This is a genomic window from Corynebacterium sp. CMW7794, from assembly GCF_001563605.1.
Lineage (GTDB): Bacteria > Actinomycetota > Actinomycetes > Mycobacteriales > Mycobacteriaceae > Corynebacterium > Corynebacterium phoceense.
On record NZ_KQ961757.1, the window covers coordinates 41232 to 57783 of the forward strand.

Genomic DNA, 16552 nt, shown 5'->3' on the forward strand with positions numbered 1-16552 from the left:
TTAATCGCGGTACTGTCGTGGGAATGAACACCTCTCCCCTGCCCGTCGTGCGGCTCACGCGCGCCGGGAGCTACTGCTCGGGCACCCTGGTTGCCCCGGACCTGCAGCCGCACGCGTACGTGGCGCCGCGGCTTGTGCTCACGTGCGCACACTTCTTCCGGGAACCTGGGCCGTACCGCGTCACACGCGCCGGGGTCTCTGCCCGCGTTTCCGCCGTGCGCGTCATCAACGGCACGGATCTGGCGCTCGCCCTCCTTGACCGTCCCGCCGGTCCGCGCGCGGTGCCGGGCCTGCTGCGCGACCGGGTGCGGCTGGGCCAGACCACGTGTACCCGCGGCTTTGGCGGGCGCGCACTCGACGTGCACGACTACCGCGGCCTGCTCGTCGCGACGCTGCCTTGGGCCGTGTCCCGGGACGGGCTCACACGCGTGCGCCACGGCGCGCTCGTGGCGCATGGCGCGGTCAAAGGCGATAGCGGCGGCCCCGTCCTCCTCGGCGACACGGTGGCGGGCGTGCAGTCGCTCGTCCTCGATCCGTTCGGCACGAACCTCGGCCTGGCGACCGTGAGTCTTGTCGCACCCCATCTTCCGTCGCTGCGCCGCGCAGCCCGGGCACTCCTCCTTATGAAAGGCGCCCATGCCTGACGCCGATCATTACTCCCACCTTCTGGATGAACCGCACCGTCGACGAGGCCGCCGCAGCGCTCGACTATTACCTGGAGACCTTCCCCGACTCTCGCGTGGTGACCCGTTCCTTTGCACAGCCCGGCCGGGTGCCTCGTTCTTCGCCACGGCTGCCGATGCCGCCCAAGCGGCCGCGTCGTGGCACGAGTGCCTCAGCGCCGACCCAGCGCGCGGCCAGCATGGCTGGATGGTCGACCCCTTCGGCGTGACGTGCCAGATTGGCATCGCCGGCGAGGACGCCTAAGAAATCCGTTCAGACCGTGGTCGAGCGCTGCGAGGGGCTTATCCGTGTGGGAGGGATTTCCGGCGGCTTAGGCGCCGATGGCGACGACGCCGCGCTGGATGGCGTCGATGGCGCGCCGGGCGTTGGCGCGGATTTCGTCCTCGTAGCCAGTCTTGGCGATCTGCTGGAGAAGATCAACGACCTGGCGGCACCAGCGCACGAAGTCGCCCGGCGTGAGTTCGGCGCCGGACTCGTTGGCCGCGGCCATGCAGTAGCCCAGCGGGGCGCCCGCGGTCCACTGGTGGATGGCGAGCGAGAAACCCGCGTCCGGCTGGCGCGTGAGCGGCAGGCGGTGGCGCTCCTCGTCGGCGATGAGCTCGGTGTAGATGCGCACAGTGGCGTTCATGGCGTCGGACATGGGCTCCGTGGCGGCCTCGGGCTCGCCGGAGGTGGCCTTGCGGTTTTCAAAGATGCACATCGAGGCCACGCCAGCGAGTTCCGCAGGGTCCAGGTCGTTCCAGATGCCGCGCTTGAGACACTGCGCGACGAGGAGGTCGGCGTCGGAGTGGATGTGTGCCAGGCGGTCGCCCTCGTCCGTGACGAGCGGGCGGCGGTCGTCGCCGAAGCCTTCGAACTCGACGTAGTCCATCTCTGCAAGCAGCTCTACGATGCGCGTAAACGTCGTGCCTAGGGTGTCGCGCGCCGTGGAGACAACGCCCTTGAGCTTGGCGAGCTCGGACTCGCGGCGGGTGAGCTTCGCCGCGAGGCGCGCGAGCTGCTCGCGGTCGGCCGCTGGCCACGCGTGCACGGGGTGCTGGCGGATGGCGTCGCGCAACTCCCCCACCTTTTTGCTGGGCCGGTTGCGCGTTGTCATTTTCATTTTGCGCGGCCGATCGTAGTGGTTGCGGCGGAACTGGTCTTGGAAGAACTTTGTGTGGCGGCGCGGGTTCTTATTCATGCCGCGCGGAATGCGCATGTGGCCCACGACGATGGGCGGATTGCCAATGCCAGAGGCATCGATGCGCCCCGACCAGCCCTGCTCCGTCGTCACCCACGGGCGCGGGTCCTGCGCCTGGTTCGCTGGCGTGTTGACCACGGCGAGGATGGGGTGCTTGCGCCCAGCCATCGCAATGACGTCGCCGAGCTGCAGGCGCGCGAGCACCTTGACTACCTCGACGTTGCGCTGCGCCGTGGAATCCTTGGCGGCCTTGCGCTCCTCGCCTGTAAGTTTATGGCGCAGGTCCGTGTATTCGCCCAGTAATTCCGCGGGGTCCTCGTCGTCGCGGGTGGGCGGGGCGAGGGCGGAGACGGCACTGGCAAGCTCCGTACGGAGTTCGCGCACGCGCTGCTCGGCGCGCTCGATTTCTGCGGCCTCCTCGACGACGGAACCATCTGCCTGGAACTGGGCGAAGGAGCGCTCGATAAGGCGCAGCGAGTCGTCGAAGCCCATGAGCCCCAGCAGATTGATGGCCATGTTGTAGCCGGGCGTGAACGTCGAGTCGAGCGGGTACGTGCGCGTGGAGGCCAGGCCGGCGACGGCGTGCGGGTCCATGGCTGGGGTCCACTGGACGACGGCGTTGCCCAGTGTGTCGATGCCGCGGCGGCCCGCGCGTCCTGTGAGCTGCGTGTACTGGCCTGGCGTAAGGTCGACGTGAGCCTCGCCGTTGTACTTAATGAGTTTCTCCAGCACGACCGTGCGCGCCGGCATATTGATGCCCAGTGCAAGCGTTTCCGTAGCGAAGACGGCGCGGACGAGCCCCTTGACGAAGAGCTCTTCCACGATGTGGCGGAACGCCGGGAGCATGCCGGCGTGGTGGGCGGCGAAGCCGCGCGAGAGGGCCTCCCGCCAGCGCTTGAAGTCGAGGACCTGGAGGTCTTCTTCCGGGATGCCTTCGACGCCTGAGTTGACGATGGCCTTGATTTCCTCAGTCTCCTCCGGGCTGGTGAGCACCATGCGCGAGCGTAGGCACTGATATAGCGCACCGTCGCAGCCCGCGCGGGAGAAGATGAACGTAATCGCCGGCAGCATGTTCTGTGCTTGGAGTACCTTGAGGACTTCCGGGCGTCCTAGCGGGCGATAACGGTCCTGCTGGCGGGAGGCTCCGGAGCGCCGCGGCGCATGGTCCTCGCCGTGCTTGGAGCGTGAACGGAAGGACGCGCCGGAGCGATAATCTGCGCGGCCGTCATCCGTGTCGCCCGCCTCAAGGCGCTGGATGCGGTGTGCGAGCTCGCGGTTGACCTGGCCGCCGGACTCGGGCTCGAAGAGCGGGTAGATCTTGCGGCCCACGAGCATCCACTGATCCAACGGAACGGGACGGTGCTCGGAGACGATGACCTTCGTGTCTCCACGGACGGCGGAGAGCCACTCACCGAATTCCTCAGAGTTGGACACGGTAGCGGACAAGCCCACGACGTTGACCGCGGGGTGCAGGTTGAGGATGACCTCCTCCCACACGACGCCGCGTGAAGCGTCTGCGAGGAAGTGGATTTCGTCCATGACCACGTGCGTGAGTCGATCGAGCGCCGGTGACTCCGCGTAAATCATATTGCGCAAAACCTCGGTGGTCATGACGACGATCTCCGCGCTGCCGTTGATGGAGACATCGCCGGTGAGCAGGCCCACGGCGTCCTCGCCGTGCTCCGCGACGAGGTCGTGATACTTCTGGTTGCTCAGCGCCTTAATCGGCGTGGTGTAGAAGCACTTCGTGCCCTGCGAGAGCGCCAACGAGACGGCGAACTCGCCGACGATGGTCTTGCCAGCGCCGGTAGGCGCACAGACGAGGACGCCATGGCCCTCCTCGATGGCGCGGCAGCCCTCCACCTGGAACGGATCGAGCGGATGGGAAAGTCCAGCGGCGAAAGCCTCAAGGTGGGTGGTAGTCATATCTGCTCACCCTACACGGCAGCCCCGCGCCGCGCGGGCTTAGAGTACGTCGTCAAAGATGCTCGGGCCTGCCGATGCGCCCCCGTCCGGCGTTTGTCTCCCCTGCGGCGTCTGCTGGTGGGGAGCCTGTTGGTTCGGCGCTTGCTGCTGCGGTGCCGGCGGCATCATGCCGGGCTGCGGGCGTCGCTGGGTGCTGGCTTGGCGCGCGGGTACCGGCGGTTGCTGCATCTGCTGAGGAGACTGGGGCGGCAGGCCCTGCTCGCGGCGGACCTGGGCGCGGGAGTAGCCGGAGCTGGAGGGAGCGACAGGCGCGGGGGCATCGACGGGCTGGGGTGCTTCAAGTCCCGCGGAGCCAATGGGGCCCGATGCGCTGATGGGGCCGGAAGCCTGCTCGTCGTCGAGGTCCATCCACTCGGGGCGCTCGCGGTTGCGGCGCTTGTCGTTGATGCGGCAGAACTGGAAGGCGATTTCGACGAGGAGGCACACGGCGGTGCCCATGGTGACCATCGCGATGGGTTCGCCGCCCGGGGTGAGTACCGCCGCGAAGATCATGACGATGACGATGATGAGGCGACGCTTGCCCTGGATGGCGGTGTACGCGAGGATGCCCAGGATGTTGAGCATGACGATGACGAGCGGTACTTCGAAGCTGATGCCAAAGATGACCAGCATCGCAAGGAAGTAGTTGTAGTAGTCGCCGCCGGAGAGCGCGGTGGTCTGGAATTCGTCGCCGACGGAGAGGAGGAACTCGAGGCCCTGGCTCATGACGAAATAGGACAAGAAGGCGCCGGCGAGGAAGAGCAGGACGGCGAAGAAGACGAAGATATAGGTCCAGCGGCGTTCGTTCTTGTGCAGGCCGGGCACGACGAAGGCCCAAACCTGGTAGAGCCAGAACGGCGAGGAGATGACGAGGCCCGCGAGCGCGCCGACCTTGAGACGCAGCATGAACATCTCAAAGGGCTTGGTGGCCAGCAGGCGGCACTCGTTGTCGTTGGTAAACGAGGCGCGAAGGTTCGCCGGCAGGTCGCAGTAGGGTCCGCGCAGGAAGTCGCCGAGGCTTGGCCAGCCGAACGGGGCCTGGGCATACCAGTAGAAGCCCACGATGGTGCCGATGCCGATGAAGAGCACGGCGAAGAAGAGGCGGCGCCGCAGTTCCTGGAGATGCTCGACGAGCGTCATGTCCCCCGTCGGGTTCTTCGGCTTACGCGCCGCGCGCAGACGCGCGAGGGCACCCGCGCGTTTCGCGCCACGGGGGCTCTGCGGACGCTGCGGGTCGGAACCGGGGTTCGGGGCTGTGGTCATGGAGGGCAACCTTTATCTTCAACACAGGAGGCGCCCACGGTCACCGGGAGTCGCGGTGACGATGAGCGCCGTTAAGCATGCCTAGGCCTGAAGCTCTAGGCGAGAGAACTGGAGCACGCCTGCCTTAGGCGTTCGGGTTCTGCTGTTGCTGCGGCGCCTGGCCGTAGTCGCCGCCCTGGTAATTGCCAGTAGAGCCGTAGTTGGGCTGCTGCGGCGGCAGTGGTTGCTGGGCCTGGGGCTGCTGCGTGAAGTTCTGCTGCGCGGTCTGCTGGAACTGCTGTTGGCCCTGCGGGAGCTGGTTCTGCTCGAGGTCGCTCGAGGGACGATCATTGTCGTTGTTCATCTCGTTGACCTCAGACTTGATGATGCGCATGGAGCGGCCCAGCGAGCGGGCCAAGTCCGGCAGCTTCTTCGCGCCGAAGAGCAAAACGATGATGAGGACGATGATGATAATCTCGGGAGCGCCAATCCTGCCCATTGCAAGACCTCTTTCAGTGGTAGTTAATCCGGCGGCGTCATGACGGTGTCGACGACCGGGGTGAAACGTTTATTGAGTATAACGGGCGCGGGCCGCAGACGCGGCGCGAGCAACAGCATCAACCAACTTTTGGGGGCCAATTACCCGCAATCTGTCAGCTTGCCCCAAGCAAAAACGCACCATCCATTCCTCGGAGGCGACGGGCATCGTGGCGCGCACCCAACCATCGGAGGCGGTAGCCAGCTGCGGCAGCGGGTCATCGATGGGCGCGTCATCCGGATCGTCCGGGTCGTAACCGTCATCGTCAGCGCTGGAGAGCTCGGCATCGAGGGCAGCCGAATCCACGACGCGTGCGAACTCACCCTCGACAACGCGGTCATCCGAGTCGACGATGTGGAACTCAATGTCATAGTGTTCGGCCAACCACGTCGCGTCCGGGTGGATGTCGAGGACAGCCTCTTCGTAGCGGTCATAGCCGAAAGGATCCTCGGCATCGAACTCGAGCTCGTCCTTGTGCGGCGTGGCGGGCGTGTCGAGCACCTGCAGGTCGCGCATGCGGTCGAGGCGGAACGTGCGGTGAGCGCCGCGGTCCTCTTGCCACGCGATGAGGTAGCTCTCCCCCTCCCGGACATAGATTTGGGCGGGCGAGACGGTGCGGTGCGAAGTGGTATCGCTCGAGGCGGCCCAGTACGTGAAGGCAACTTGGACGCCGTCGCGGAGGGCATCGGCAAGCTGGGCTTGCAGGGGCGACTCGACAGGGTCGGGCTCCGCGGCGGAGTCGTAGATGCCCACGCCGCGCTCGTCGAGGACGGCACGCAGCTTGGCCGCGGCGGAGCGCACGGCGTCGGCGTCGACGAGGCCCGGGATGGCCTCGAGGGCCTCGAGGCTAAGGAGGAACGTACCGGCCTCCGTGGGGGTCAAGCGCAGCGGCTTGTCCAGACCCTGATCATTGAGGATATTGACGCCGCGGTAGTCGACGATGAGGTCGAGCATCTCTTCCGTGTACGAGCCAACGCCGGTGGTCGTGAGCGCGTCGAGGGCGCTCTTGACCTCTTTGGCATCCATGTTGAGGTCTTGGGCTGCTTCGAAGATGGACGCCTCCGGCTTATTGCGGAAGTACGGCACGAGGTTGAGCCACCGCACCAGGGTTTGGTTCTTATCGAGATTCGTGGACATGGCGATTAGTCCTCCTCGGTAGTGGTTGGGGCGGCCTGGAGCAGTTCGCGCACGCGCTCGCGCGCGGCGGCGGGCTCGAGGATATCGACTTCGGGCGCAAAACCGACGGCGGTGCGGGTAAGCCAGTCGAGCGAAACGCCCGTGAGCGCGTAGCGGCCGTCGGGGCGGCGGGTGCCGCGCACGGCGAGCTCCTGGGCGGTGCCTTCGGGGATCTCGAGGACGGCATCGATGAGGTCGTGCGGCTGCAAGATGTCCGCAACGATATCGTCGAGCGGCGCTGTGGGCTGGGTAAATTCGGGGCTCTTGCGCTGGAGGGCGACCTCGCGCAGGCGGGTGATGCGGAATGCGCGCGGGGCCTGACGGTCGATGTCGAAGCCGACGAGATAGACGCGGCCGCCCTGGGTCACCATGCCCCACAGATCCATCCGGCGCTTGGTGAGCGGCGTGGTGGGCGTGGCGCGGTAGTGGAAGCTGATGCGGTAGGAACGCTCGACGGCGTTGACGAGCATGTAGAAGTCTTCGGCGCGTAGACGATTGAGGTCGTTGGTGGCGAGGACGTGCTGAAGCGGGTGCTCCTCGGCGCCAGGAGCTGAGGTCACGCCGGCGGCGGCCATCTTGGCCCAGCCGGTATCGGAGTAGCGGGACAACTCGCCAAACTGGTTGAAGCCGCGGATGAGCGAGAGCGCGAGGGCCTCCTCCGCCGTAAACGAAATTTCCGGCAGGCGGTAGCTGTCCCGGTCGATGCGGTAGAGCGTGTTCTCGTCGCCGCCGCCAGAACGGCGATGGATAGGCACGCCCACGCGGTGCAGGTCCTTAGCATCACGCTTGAGCATGGTGCTGGGTTCTTTGGACTCGCTATAGCCTTCGACGTGTTCGATAATCCACGCGGCGGAGCGCTCCGGGTTGCGGCTATGCTCAGCCGCGCCAAGAAGCACGAAGGTGAGCCGGGTCATGCGTTCTACTGCGTCGTCGTACCGCGACATGGAGTGCCTTCCAAGAAAAGTGGTGGTGGGGAGCGTCGGTTATCCGTTATTCGGCAAGTTAACGGGCGTGTACGTCCATGTACTCTAGCAGCGCGTCGAGGCGCGCGTCCGCCGAAATGAAGGGATCGCTAAATTCCTCCACCCGCGCTTCGGGCCGGTTGACCTTCATGCGCGTCCAGTCCACGGTGTAGTTCGCGCCGGTCTCCTTCGCCTTGGCGAGGAATTGCCCACGCAGCCACGCGCGCGTGGTGGGCGGGGCGGTGTCGACGGCGCGGGTGATGGCGGCATCGGTGGTCCAGCGGTTAATGAGCCCGCGGGATTCCAGGACGGAGTACAGCCCGCGGCCCGGGCGGATGTCGTGGTACGTGAGGTCGACCTGCGCGAGCTTGGGATGGCCCCAGTCCCCGCCCAGGCGATCGCGGTAGCGCTCGAGGAGCTGGAGTTTGATGATCCAGTCGACGTCCTGTGCAACGTCGGACAGGTCGCCGGATTCCAGCGCGTCGAGGACGCGGCCCCACAGCTTAACCACGCGCTCGAGTTCGGTGCGCGGAGTGCCCTCGTCTGGGCGCTGCGCGAGCCACTCGACGGCGCGGGCGTGAAGCGCCTGCTGGACCTCGAGCGCGGTGATGGTGCCGCCGGACGCGAGCTCCAGGACCGTGCGGCCCGTGGTGTCGCGCGCAATGTCGCGGATCCGGGCGATAGGCTCGACGATTTCCAGGTTAGGCAGCTCGAAGCCGGCTTCGATCATCTCAAGCATGAGCAGCGTCGTGCCGACTTTCAGCGCGAACGTGGGCTCGGCCATGTTCGAGTCACCAACGATGACGTGCATGCGGCGGAAGCGTGCGGAGTCGCCGTGGGGCTCGTCGCGCGTATTGATGATCGGCCGCGAACGTGTCGTCGCGGAGGACACGCCCTCCCAGACCTGGTCCGCGCGCTGCGAGAGCAGGAACTGCGCAGGCTGGTCGCCCTTGGCCGGCTGGATAAGCCCGGCGCCGCAGATGAGCTGGCGGGTAATCATAAACGGCAGGAGCGCACGACCCAGGTCGCGCAGAACGAGGTCGCGGCCCACGAGGTAATTCTCGTGGCAGCCGTAGGAATTGCCCGCGGAGTCCACGTTGTTCTTAAACAGGTAGACCTGCGCGCCGGTGGCGTCCTCGGCCTGACGCGCGAGGCGGTCGACCATGACGTCCCCGGCGCGCTCGTAGGCGAGCAGCTGGCTCAGCGAGTCGCACTCGGCCGTGGCGACCTCAGGGTGCGAGCCCACGTCGAGGTAGAGACGCGAGGCGTTGGGCACGAAGACGTTCGACGAAGAATACTCGTCGATGACCGGGCGAAAGAGCTCGCGCGCGATCTCATCCGGGTGAAGTTGGCGGCTTCCCGCAGGTGTGCGCGCCGTGATGCCGTACTCCGTCTCCACGCCCATAATCCGGCGGTAATGCACGCTCATGAGGCTTACTGGCCGCCCTTTTGCACGTAGGAGCGCACGAATTCCTCGGCGTTGGACTCGAGCAGGCCGTCGATCTCGTCGAGCAAGTCGTCCGTGCCTGCCGTATTAATCTGCGCCTGGCTTGCCGATGCCCCCTCCAGGGCGTCGTCCTCGCCGGCACCGCCGCCAGAGATCTGGGATTGCTTGTCAGCCATGATTTCTCCTTGAGGTTGGGTTATAGATGACGATACTCGGGGTTGAGGCCAGCCTTGGCGAGCGCCCCCAGAAGGGCGTGGACATCGCCGGCGGGTGTGTCCTCGAGGGCCGCGATGATGTCAGGTCCCGTCGCGGCGTCGACCTCGTCGAGGTGGAACAGGGCGTAGCTGTCCTTCGCGCGCAGCGTGACGTTTTGCCAGCTGGCCGCGACGACGGCGTCACCGAACTTCTCGGTGACGCGACCCCGGAAGTAGGCGCGAGTCTCGCGCGGAGGGGTCACCGAGGCGCGCTCGAGTTCGGCGTCGGTGACGAGCGTGCGCATCTGGCCTTTGCGCACGAGCGCGTGGTAGAGCGACTTCGCCGGGTCGATATCCGCGTACTGGATGTCGATGGCCGCGAGCTTCGGGTTGTCCGGGTCTATGCCGCGGTCGAGGAAGGCCTTGATGAGTCGCCACTTGGCGACCCAGTCGAGCAAGTGCGCAGCTTTAAGCGGGTCCTCGGCGAGTAGGCCCGCTGCCTCGTCCCAGGCGGCGATGACCTTCTCGTCCGCCGCGGTGCGCGGGGTGATGCGGGCGCGGTACTCCCCCAGCAGCTCCAGCGCCGTGAGTTCGCGGCCATCCCCCAGCACGAGACGGTGCGTCAAGGAGACGTCGTGGGAGACTGCGGCGACCTCGGAGACGGCATCGGCAAGCTGAAGGTCGGAAAAGTCCACGCCGTCCTCGATGGCGTCGAGGACGAGCGAGGTCGTGCCGAGCTTGAGCAGCGCCGAGGTCTGCGAGCAGTTCGCGTCGCCAATGATGACGTGGAGGCGGCCGAAGCGGCCGGCCTCGGCGTGGGGCTCGTCGCGGGTGTTGATGATGCCGCGGTTGAGCGTCGTCTCCAGCGAAATCTCTTGCTCGATGTAGTCCGCGCGCTGGGAAATCTGGAAACCCGGCCTGTCGCCATCGTGGCCTAGGCCCACGCGGCCGGCGCCGGTGAGCACCTGGCGCGCGACGAAAAATGGGATGAGTGCGTGCGCGAGCCGGTCAAAGTCGGTGTCCCGGTTATAGAGGTAGTTCTCGTGCGCGCCGTACGAGGCGCCCTTGCCGTCGACGTTGTTCTTGTAGAAGCGCAGCGGCGGGCAGGGCTCGTGGCCCTGGAGGATGGAGTTGTTTTCCTCGTAGAGCTCGGCCACTCCGGCCAGAGCGCGCCGCGCAAGCACGTCTCCAGCCGCGTCGTAGACCATCGCGTCCCACGCGCCGAGGCATTCCGGCGAGGAATACTCTGGGTGAGCGTGGTCGACGTAAAAACGTGCGCCATTGCTGGGCACGACGTTGGCGACGCCGATGGCGTTGGGATCGACCACGGGCACGGTCTGGTAGCGCTTGAGATCAAAGCCGCGCTGATCGCGCAGCGGGTGTTCCTCGGCAAAATCCCAGCGCGAGCGCGCGGTGGTGTGCAGCGCGCCGTAGGCGACGACGGCGTGCGTTGAGGTGACGATGGGTGACAGCGCCGGGTTCGTGGGGCACGAGATGCCGTATTCGGTCTCCGTGCCCATAAAACGCGGGACGCGCGTGCTCTCTAGTTGCTGTGCCATGTCGGGCTCCTGAATCCGAGTAGTTCGACGCGTTCAATGGACCGGCCGCTGCGCGAGCCGTTGCCCGCGATGCGCGCCCACTCGTCCGGGTTCGTGGAGGTGGGCAGGTGCTCGCTTTCGGCCTGCTCGGCGGCGATGGCCTGGTGCAAGTGCGCGCTGGACATGGCGGCGGGCGTGCCAGCGCCGAGGGCCTCCTTGATGGCGAGCTTCTTCGCGCGCGAAATGATATTGGCGATCATCGCGCCAGAGACGAAGTCGCGGTAGTGCAGCACGCCCGGCTCGTCGACGCCCACGAAGTGCAGGGCGACGAAGGGACGGTCGGCGTAGAGCTCTCCCACCGCGGCGTCGATGAGATCGTCCACGGGCTGGGCATGCGGCACGGTGTCCGGGAAGTGGCGCGCGAAGATCTCGCGGGCGCCCTGCCGCGTCGGGCGGCTGACGCGAATCTTGATGTCGAGACGGCCCGGGCGCATGATCGCCGGATCAATGAGCTCTTCGCGATTGGTCGCGCCGATGACGATGACGTTGCGCAGGTCTTCCACGCCGTCGAGCTCCGTGAGCAGCTGCGGGACGACGGTGGTCTCCATGTCCGAGGACACGCCCGTGCCGCGGGTGCGGAAGATGGACTCCATCTCGTCGAAGAAGACGATGACCGGGCGGTCGCCCCCGCTGGCGAGCTCGCGGGCGCGCTCGAAGATGAGGCGAATGCGGCGCTCGGTCTCGCCCACATACTTGTTGAGCAGCTCGGGGCCCTTGACGTTAATGAAATAACTCGGAGCGGACGCGCCGAGCGACGCCGAGAGCGAATTCGCGACAGCCTTTGCGATGAGCGTTTTACCGCAGCCCGGCGGGCCGTAAAGCAGCACGCCCTTGGGCGGGTGGAGGTCGAACTCGCGGTAGAGGTCCGGGTGGAGGAAAGGCAGCTCGACGGCGTCACGGATCTGGGAAATCTGGGCGTCAAGGCCGCCGATGTCCTCGAAGTGGACGTCCGGGACTTCCTCCAGCGAGAGCTGGGAGACCTCGGTTTTCTCAATGGCCTGGAACGCGACGCCAGCCTTGAGATCCACGAGGACGTTGTCCCCGGCGCGGGCGGCGCCGCGCAGTGGCTGGGCAAGCAGCACGACGTGCTCGTCGCCCGAGGGGGTGGCGATGACAGCGTGCTCGGTGTCGAGGACCTCGACGAGGCTCACGAGCGTGCCCGTCGGCTCGATGCCGCAAGCTTCCACGACGATGAAGCCGTCGCCCAGGCGTACGGACTCCCCCGGCTGGAGGCTGCCCGGCTCGACCTGGGGCGCGACCTTAAGACGCATCCGCCGGCCGTTGGTGTAGACCTCGGCGTCCTGGCGGCCGTCCTCGCCACGCGGTGCGCTGGAATAACGCAGGAACGTGCCGTACGTGGAAGCGGGCTCGGCCAGCGCGTTCAAGTCCGCGGCGAGCTCGCCCAGTTTCGTGCGGGCCTCGTGGAGCAGGCCCGCGAGTTTGGTGTTGCGGGTGGATAACTGCTCGATGTGGCGCTTAAGCTCGGCGGACTCGCGCAGGTTGGTCGCCGTGCGTGCCTCTCTGACGTGTCTACTCTGATGCGAGGAAGTGGCGTCATTCATATCTCCACCCTAGCGCGCGGCTGCGTCACCCTGGTAAGGCACCCCTATCGTGGCGGACCGGCGGCCCAGGATCGCGAAACCCGCAGACCAGGCGGCGGTTCTACGGGTTCTGCGTCGTCCGGCGTGCCGGACTACTTGCGGGCGCGGCGCTGCGGGCGCGGCGGCGTGACGCCGTCGGCCAGGCGGCGGGTCCACACGAGGAACGCAGTGTGTGCGTTCATGCGGTGCTCCGGGCGGGTGGCCAGGCCCTCGACCTTCCACTCGCGCACGAGGGACTCCCACGCCTTCGGCTCGGTGAAGCACTTGAGCTCGCGGATGCCCTCCATGACGTTCATGAGCTGCGGCACCGTCGCCACGTAGGTCATGAACACGCCGCCCGGGATGAGGATGTCGCGCACGGTGTCCAGGTAGTGCCACGGCTCGACCATGTCGAGGATGACGCGGTCGACGGGGCCGCCCAAGTCTTCGACCTTCACGTCGCCGAGGTCGCCCAAGCGCGGGGTCCACCATTCGGGCTGCTCGCCGAAGTATTCCTGCACGTTGTTCACGGCGAACTCGAGGTGGTCTTCGCGAATCTCGTAGGAGTAGACGTGGCCCTCAGGACCTACGGCACGCAGCAGCGACATCGACAGCGCGCCGGAGCCAGCGCCAGCCTCGAAGACGCGGGCGCCCATAAAGATGTCGCCCTCGACGAGGATCTGCGCCGCGTCCTTCGGGTAGATGACGGCCGCGCCGCGGGGCATGGACAGCACGTGGTCGACGAGGAGGTGGCGGAAGAGCAGGAAGTCCGAGCCCAGCGTGGAACGGACCACGGAACCTTCGTCCAATCCGACGATGTCGGAGTGCTTGATAAGGCCCTTGTGCGAGTGGAACTCCCCGCCCTCTTCCAGGACCTGGGTGTAGTGGCGGCGCTTGGCGTCCGTGAGCTGGACGCGGTCGCCGTAGTGGAACGGGCCGGAATAAGGCATGGGCGGTTCTCTCCTCGAGATGGGTGAAACTAACCTACCCAGTATGCCTCAAGGCCCTGGGAGAGCCACACTTGGTCGTCGACGCCGACCATCTCGCGCGCCGAGTGCATGGACAGCATGGGCACGCCCACGTCCACGGTGTCGATGCCCAGGCGCGTCGCCGTGATCGGGCCAATGGTCGAGCCGCACGGCACATCGTTATTGCCCACAAACCGCTGGACCGGAACCCCGGCCCGGGCGCAGGCGGACTCCCACAAGGCGACCGTGGTGGCATCGGAAGCATAGCGCTGGTTGCCGTTGACCTTGGTCACGGGGCCGCCGCCGATGATGGGATGGTGGCCCGGGTCATGCTTGCCCGCGTAGTTGGGGTGGACGGAGTGGGCGGCATCGGCAGACACGCACGAGGAACGCGCGTACATCTGGTGGAGCACCTCCTCATCTGCCCCTAAAGCGCGGCCCGTGCGGTCGAGGACGTCGGCGAGGATGGGGCCCGCCGCACCGAAGCGCGACGACGAGCCAACCTCCTCGTGGTCGAAGGCGGCCATGACGAGCACGTCGGTGCCGTCATAGGACGTCGCGGCGTTCAGCAGCGCGACGAGCGAGGCGTAAACCGAGCTCAAGTTATCCATGCGGCCTGCAGCGATGAACTCGTTGCGGGGACCGAAGACGGCGCCGCGGGCGGCATCGGCAGTAATGAGGTTGAACGCGGCGATATCCTCGCGCTGGATGCCCGCCTGGGCAGCGACGACGTCGAGGATGGACCCCTCAGCCGTTGTGAGCACCGGCTGCATGTGGGCCTGGCGGTCCGGCTTGAACTCGTCGGAGCGGTAGAGGTGGATGGCCAGCGAGGGCAGGCGCAGGACCGGGCCGGTGGTGACGAGGTGCTGCGTCCCGTCCTTGGTGACGACCTGGCCCGCGGCGGTGAGCTCGCGGTCGAACCAGGTGTGCAGTAGCGCGCCGCCGTAGACCTCCACGGCGACCTGGGACCAACCGGCGTTCTGGAAGTCCGGGGTGGGCTTGAGCGCCAGGCCCGGCGAGTCGGTGTGGGATCCGACGATTTTGAAGGCGCTGTCTTGGGAGGCATGGGACGGGACGAACCACGCCATCACGGCGCCGCCCCGGATGAGGAAGTGCCCGCCGGGTGCGGCGGACCACTCGGCGGCCTCGTCCTGTTGGGTAAAGCCTGCCTCGACGAGCTGGCGCGCGACCTCGTGGGCGGCGTGGTAGCTCGACGGCGAGGCGGCAATGAAATCAATAAAATCCTCTGCGTAACTCATGCCCTCTAGCTTGCCACGTTTGGCAGCGCATTAGAGTAGAGATCCACCATGACTTCTTCGACACCCCGCCCCCTGGCCCTGTCCCCCTCGCGCGCGAGCGACTACAAGCAGTGCCCGCTGCTCTACCGCTTCCGCGCCATCGACCGCCTGCCGGAGCCCAAGACCGAGGCACAGGTCAAAGGCACGCTCGTCCACGCGGTGCTCGAGCACACTCACCAGGCCCCGCGTGAGGAGCGCACGTTTGAAGCGGCCGTCGCGCGGATAAAGCCGGAGTGGGAGAAAATGTGCGAAGACCCTGCGGTGGCCGAGGTCGTACCCGAGGGTGAGACCTCCCGCTTCCTCAACGAGGCGTGGACGCTCCTGCGCGGCTACTTCCAGATGGAAAACCCACAGGGCTTCGACGCCCACGAATGCGAGATGTATGTCGACACAGTCCTGCCTAACGGCGTGCCCGTGCGCGGATTCATCGACCGCGTGGACGTCGCGCCCACGGGCGAGGTCCGCGTCGTCGACTACAAGACGGGCAAAAAGCCCAAGCCTCAGTGGTCACAAGACGCGCAGTTCCAGATGCGCTTTTACGCGCTCGTCTACTGGCGTCTTTTTGACACCATTCCCTCTCAGCTGCGCCTGATGTATCTCAAGGTGCTCGACTCGATGTTCCTCGCTCCCCATCGCGAGGAGCTCGAGTACTTCGAGCGTGATCTGGGCGAGTTGTGGGCCAAGATCGAAGGCGACGGCAAGTCCGGCGACTTCCGGCCCAAGACCTCCAAGCTGTGCGGCTGGTGCTCCTTCCAGGCGCTTTGCCCCGCCTTCGACGGCGTGCCGCCCGAGTACCCGGGATGGCCTGGGTCCACCGCCGACTAGGTGATAACCTCCTTCACCATGAGTGAGGAGTTAGAGCGTTTCCAGCCCCACGAGGTTGACTATTACCGCAGCCGTAATCTGCCTTCTTTCGCGACATGGCTCGTGCCCACCATCCCTGCTGGCGTGGCCTTCGGCGCGCTCTCGCTACACTCCATTCCACTGCTCGTCCTTGGGCTTGTCCTCGCCGTCGCCGGTGCCGTGTGGATTATCCGCCGCTACCCCATGGTCGCACCGCAATTCACGGAATTTCGCGATGAAGACTACTCGTTCTGGTACAAGTACTCCTGGATCGCGCCACTCATCCCCATCGGCCCGCTCTACGGACTCATTGAGCCCACCCTGCCCCACCTCGAGCTCGAACCGCCCCTCCTCCTCGTCTCCGCCGGCGCTGGCCTCTACGCCACACTCGGCCTCGCGTGGGGCGCACACCTTCAAGTCCGCTGGCTCCAGCGCATTGGGGCGCGCCGGGTTCGGCGGCTGTCGCACAGCTTGGAGGGCGTGACTCCCGAGCTCCTCGAGCTCGTCGACCGCCACCATGTGCTCCTCGCCGGGCTGCACGGCATCGGCGCGGTGGACGGCGGGGAGATTTCCGCCAAGGCCTTGAGTCGCGTCACCGGCACCCCGCTTTCCGATGCCGCCCCTTCCCTCCGCGAGCTTGATTCCGCCGGGCTCGTGCATGTTAATCGGATTGGGCTCTACGCCGACGAGCCCAAGTGGCGCGTGACGCTCACGCCGTTGGGCGTGCGCTGCGTGGCCGCGAGCGCACGCCGCTGACCGGCGTGAACGCGCCGGTAAAACTGAGATGCTCGTGAGAAGCGTTAGTTTCTGTGGATAACTGGGCCGATTTTGCCCACTGCATTTGGCAACCGGCGCAGGTTGTCCACAGGAAAATATG

General features: G+C 66.4%; 15 protein-coding genes. 4 read left to right on the forward strand and 11 right to left on the reverse strand.

The window, feature by feature from the left end:
- The first annotated feature begins 23 nt into the window (after nt 1–23).
- The gene (locus HMPREF3227_RS08820) at nt 24–644 is read left to right on the forward strand and encodes a trypsin-like peptidase domain-containing protein (RefSeq protein WP_066488149.1); all 621 of its coding nucleotides are present in this window, start codon (nt 24–26) and stop codon (nt 642–644) included.
- The gene (locus HMPREF3227_RS08825; protein ID WP_066488152.1) at nt 637–927 is read left to right on the forward strand and encodes a VOC family protein; all 291 of its coding nucleotides are present in this window, start codon (nt 637–639) and stop codon (nt 925–927) included. Before HMPREF3227_RS08820 ends, HMPREF3227_RS08825 begins: the two co-directional genes overlap by 8 nt.
- A 67-nt stretch (nt 928–994) precedes the next feature.
- Here the strand turns inward: HMPREF3227_RS08825 and HMPREF3227_RS08830 are convergent, their stop codons facing one another.
- From HMPREF3227_RS08830 to HMPREF3227_RS08880, 11 genes are all read right to left on the reverse strand, one after another.
- On the reverse strand, nt 995–3790 hold the full coding sequence (locus HMPREF3227_RS08830; RefSeq protein WP_066512268.1) for a DEAD/DEAH box helicase: 2796 nt from the start codon (nt 3788–3790) through the stop codon (nt 995–997).
- A gap of 39 nt (nt 3791–3829) precedes the next feature.
- Complete coding sequence (tatC, locus tag HMPREF3227_RS08835; protein WP_082723233.1) at nt 3830–4969, reverse strand: twin-arginine translocase subunit TatC; 1140 nt, start codon at nt 4967–4969, stop codon at nt 3830–3832.
- 247 nt (nt 4970–5216) lie between these two features.
- On the reverse strand, nt 5217–5570 hold the full coding sequence (gene tatA, locus HMPREF3227_RS08840) for a Sec-independent protein translocase subunit TatA (RefSeq protein ID WP_066488161.1): 354 nt from the start codon (nt 5568–5570) through the stop codon (nt 5217–5219).
- 69 nt (nt 5571–5639) lie between these two features.
- Entirely contained in the window at nt 5640–6746 is a 1107-nt protein-coding gene (locus tag HMPREF3227_RS08845) for a helix-turn-helix transcriptional regulator (RefSeq protein ID WP_066512270.1), read from the reverse strand.
- Nucleotides 6747–6751: 5 nt separating this feature from the next.
- Nucleotides 6752–7729 (reverse strand): helix-turn-helix transcriptional regulator, encoded by a 978-nt coding sequence (locus tag HMPREF3227_RS08850; protein WP_066488171.1) that lies wholly within the window; start codon nt 7727–7729, stop codon nt 6752–6754.
- A gap of 58 nt (nt 7730–7787) precedes the next feature.
- Nucleotides 7788–9176: a Pup--protein ligase gene (pafA, locus tag HMPREF3227_RS08855; RefSeq protein WP_066512275.1), complete on the reverse strand. Its 1389-nt coding sequence runs from the start codon at nt 9174–9176 to the stop codon at nt 7788–7790.
- A 5-nt stretch (nt 9177–9181) separates the two neighbouring features.
- Nucleotides 9182–9370, reverse strand: coding sequence for a ubiquitin-like protein Pup (locus HMPREF3227_RS08860; protein WP_066488174.1), 189 nt, complete (start codon nt 9368–9370; stop codon nt 9182–9184).
- A gap of 20 nt (nt 9371–9390) precedes the next feature.
- Nucleotides 9391–10947, reverse strand: coding sequence for a depupylase/deamidase Dop (gene dop, locus HMPREF3227_RS08865; protein WP_066512277.1), 1557 nt, complete (start codon nt 10945–10947; stop codon nt 9391–9393).
- A complete protein-coding gene (arc, locus tag HMPREF3227_RS08870) occupies nt 10932–12548 on the reverse strand; it encodes a proteasome ATPase (protein WP_082723231.1) in 1617 nt (538 codons plus the stop codon). Before arc ends, dop begins: the two co-directional genes overlap by 16 nt.
- A 131-nt stretch (nt 12549–12679) precedes the next feature.
- Nucleotides 12680–13516 carry a tRNA (adenine-N1)-methyltransferase gene (locus HMPREF3227_RS08875; RefSeq protein ID WP_066488184.1) on the reverse strand — a complete coding sequence of 279 codons (837 nt, stop codon included), beginning with the start codon at nt 13514–13516 and terminating at the stop codon, nt 12680–12682.
- 29 nt (nt 13517–13545) lie between these two features.
- A complete protein-coding gene (locus HMPREF3227_RS08880) occupies nt 13546–14793 on the reverse strand; it encodes a M18 family aminopeptidase (protein WP_066512280.1) in 1248 nt (415 codons plus the stop codon).
- A gap of 48 nt (nt 14794–14841) precedes the next feature.
- On the opposite strand from HMPREF3227_RS08880, the gene HMPREF3227_RS08885 reads away from it, so the two are divergent.
- Both HMPREF3227_RS08885 and HMPREF3227_RS08890 read left to right on the forward strand, forming a co-directional pair.
- Entirely contained in the window at nt 14842–15657 is an 816-nt protein-coding gene (locus tag HMPREF3227_RS08885; RefSeq protein ID WP_066512283.1) for a RecB family exonuclease, read from the forward strand.
- Between the two features lie 18 nt (nt 15658–15675).
- A complete protein-coding gene (locus HMPREF3227_RS08890; protein WP_066512289.1) occupies nt 15676–16431 on the forward strand; it encodes a hypothetical protein in 756 nt (251 codons plus the stop codon).
- Nucleotides 16432–16552: the final 121 nt, after the last annotated feature.

Excerpts from the sequence above, each read along its gene's own strand:
- dop (WP_066512277.1), bottom strand. The coding sequence starts at position 10,947 with ATGGCACAGCAACTAGAGAGCACGCGCGTCCCGCGTTTTATGGGCACG.
- HMPREF3227_RS08850 (WP_066488171.1), bottom strand. The coding sequence starts at position 7,729 with ATGTCGCGGTACGACGACGCAGTAGAACGCATGACCCGGCTCACCTTC.
- HMPREF3227_RS08820 (WP_066488149.1), top strand. The coding sequence starts at position 24 with ATGAACACCTCTCCCCTGCCCGTCGTGCGGCTCACGCGCGCCGGGAGC.
- arc (WP_082723231.1), bottom strand. The coding sequence starts at position 12,548 with ATGAATGACGCCACTTCCTCGCATCAGAGTAGACACGTCAGAGAGGCA.
- tatA (WP_066488161.1), bottom strand. The coding sequence starts at position 5,570 with ATGGGCAGGATTGGCGCTCCCGAGATTATCATCATCGTCCTCATCATC.
- pafA (WP_066512275.1), bottom strand. The coding sequence starts at position 9,176 with ATGAGCGTGCATTACCGCCGGATTATGGGCGTGGAGACGGAGTACGGC.
- tatC (WP_082723233.1), bottom strand. The coding sequence starts at position 4,969 with ATGACGCTCGTCGAGCATCTCCAGGAACTGCGGCGCCGCCTCTTCTTC.
- HMPREF3227_RS08890 (WP_066512289.1), top strand. The coding sequence starts at position 15,676 with ATGAGTGAGGAGTTAGAGCGTTTCCAGCCCCACGAGGTTGACTATTAC.
- HMPREF3227_RS08825 (WP_066488152.1), top strand. The coding sequence starts at position 637 with ATGCCTGACGCCGATCATTACTCCCACCTTCTGGATGAACCGCACCGT.
- HMPREF3227_RS08880 (WP_066512280.1), bottom strand. The coding sequence starts at position 14,793 with ATGAGTTACGCAGAGGATTTTATTGATTTCATTGCCGCCTCGCCGTCG.
- HMPREF3227_RS08860 (WP_066488174.1), bottom strand. The coding sequence starts at position 9,370 with ATGGCTGACAAGCAATCCCAGATCTCTGGCGGCGGTGCCGGCGAGGAC.
- HMPREF3227_RS08875 (WP_066488184.1), bottom strand. The coding sequence starts at position 13,516 with ATGCCTTATTCCGGCCCGTTCCACTACGGCGACCGCGTCCAGCTCACG.
- HMPREF3227_RS08830 (WP_066512268.1), bottom strand. The coding sequence starts at position 3,790 with ATGACTACCACCCACCTTGAGGCTTTCGCCGCTGGACTTTCCCATCCG.
- HMPREF3227_RS08885 (WP_066512283.1), top strand. The coding sequence starts at position 14,842 with ATGACTTCTTCGACACCCCGCCCCCTGGCCCTGTCCCCCTCGCGCGCG.
- HMPREF3227_RS08845 (WP_066512270.1), bottom strand. The coding sequence starts at position 6,746 with ATGTCCACGAATCTCGATAAGAACCAAACCCTGGTGCGGTGGCTCAAC.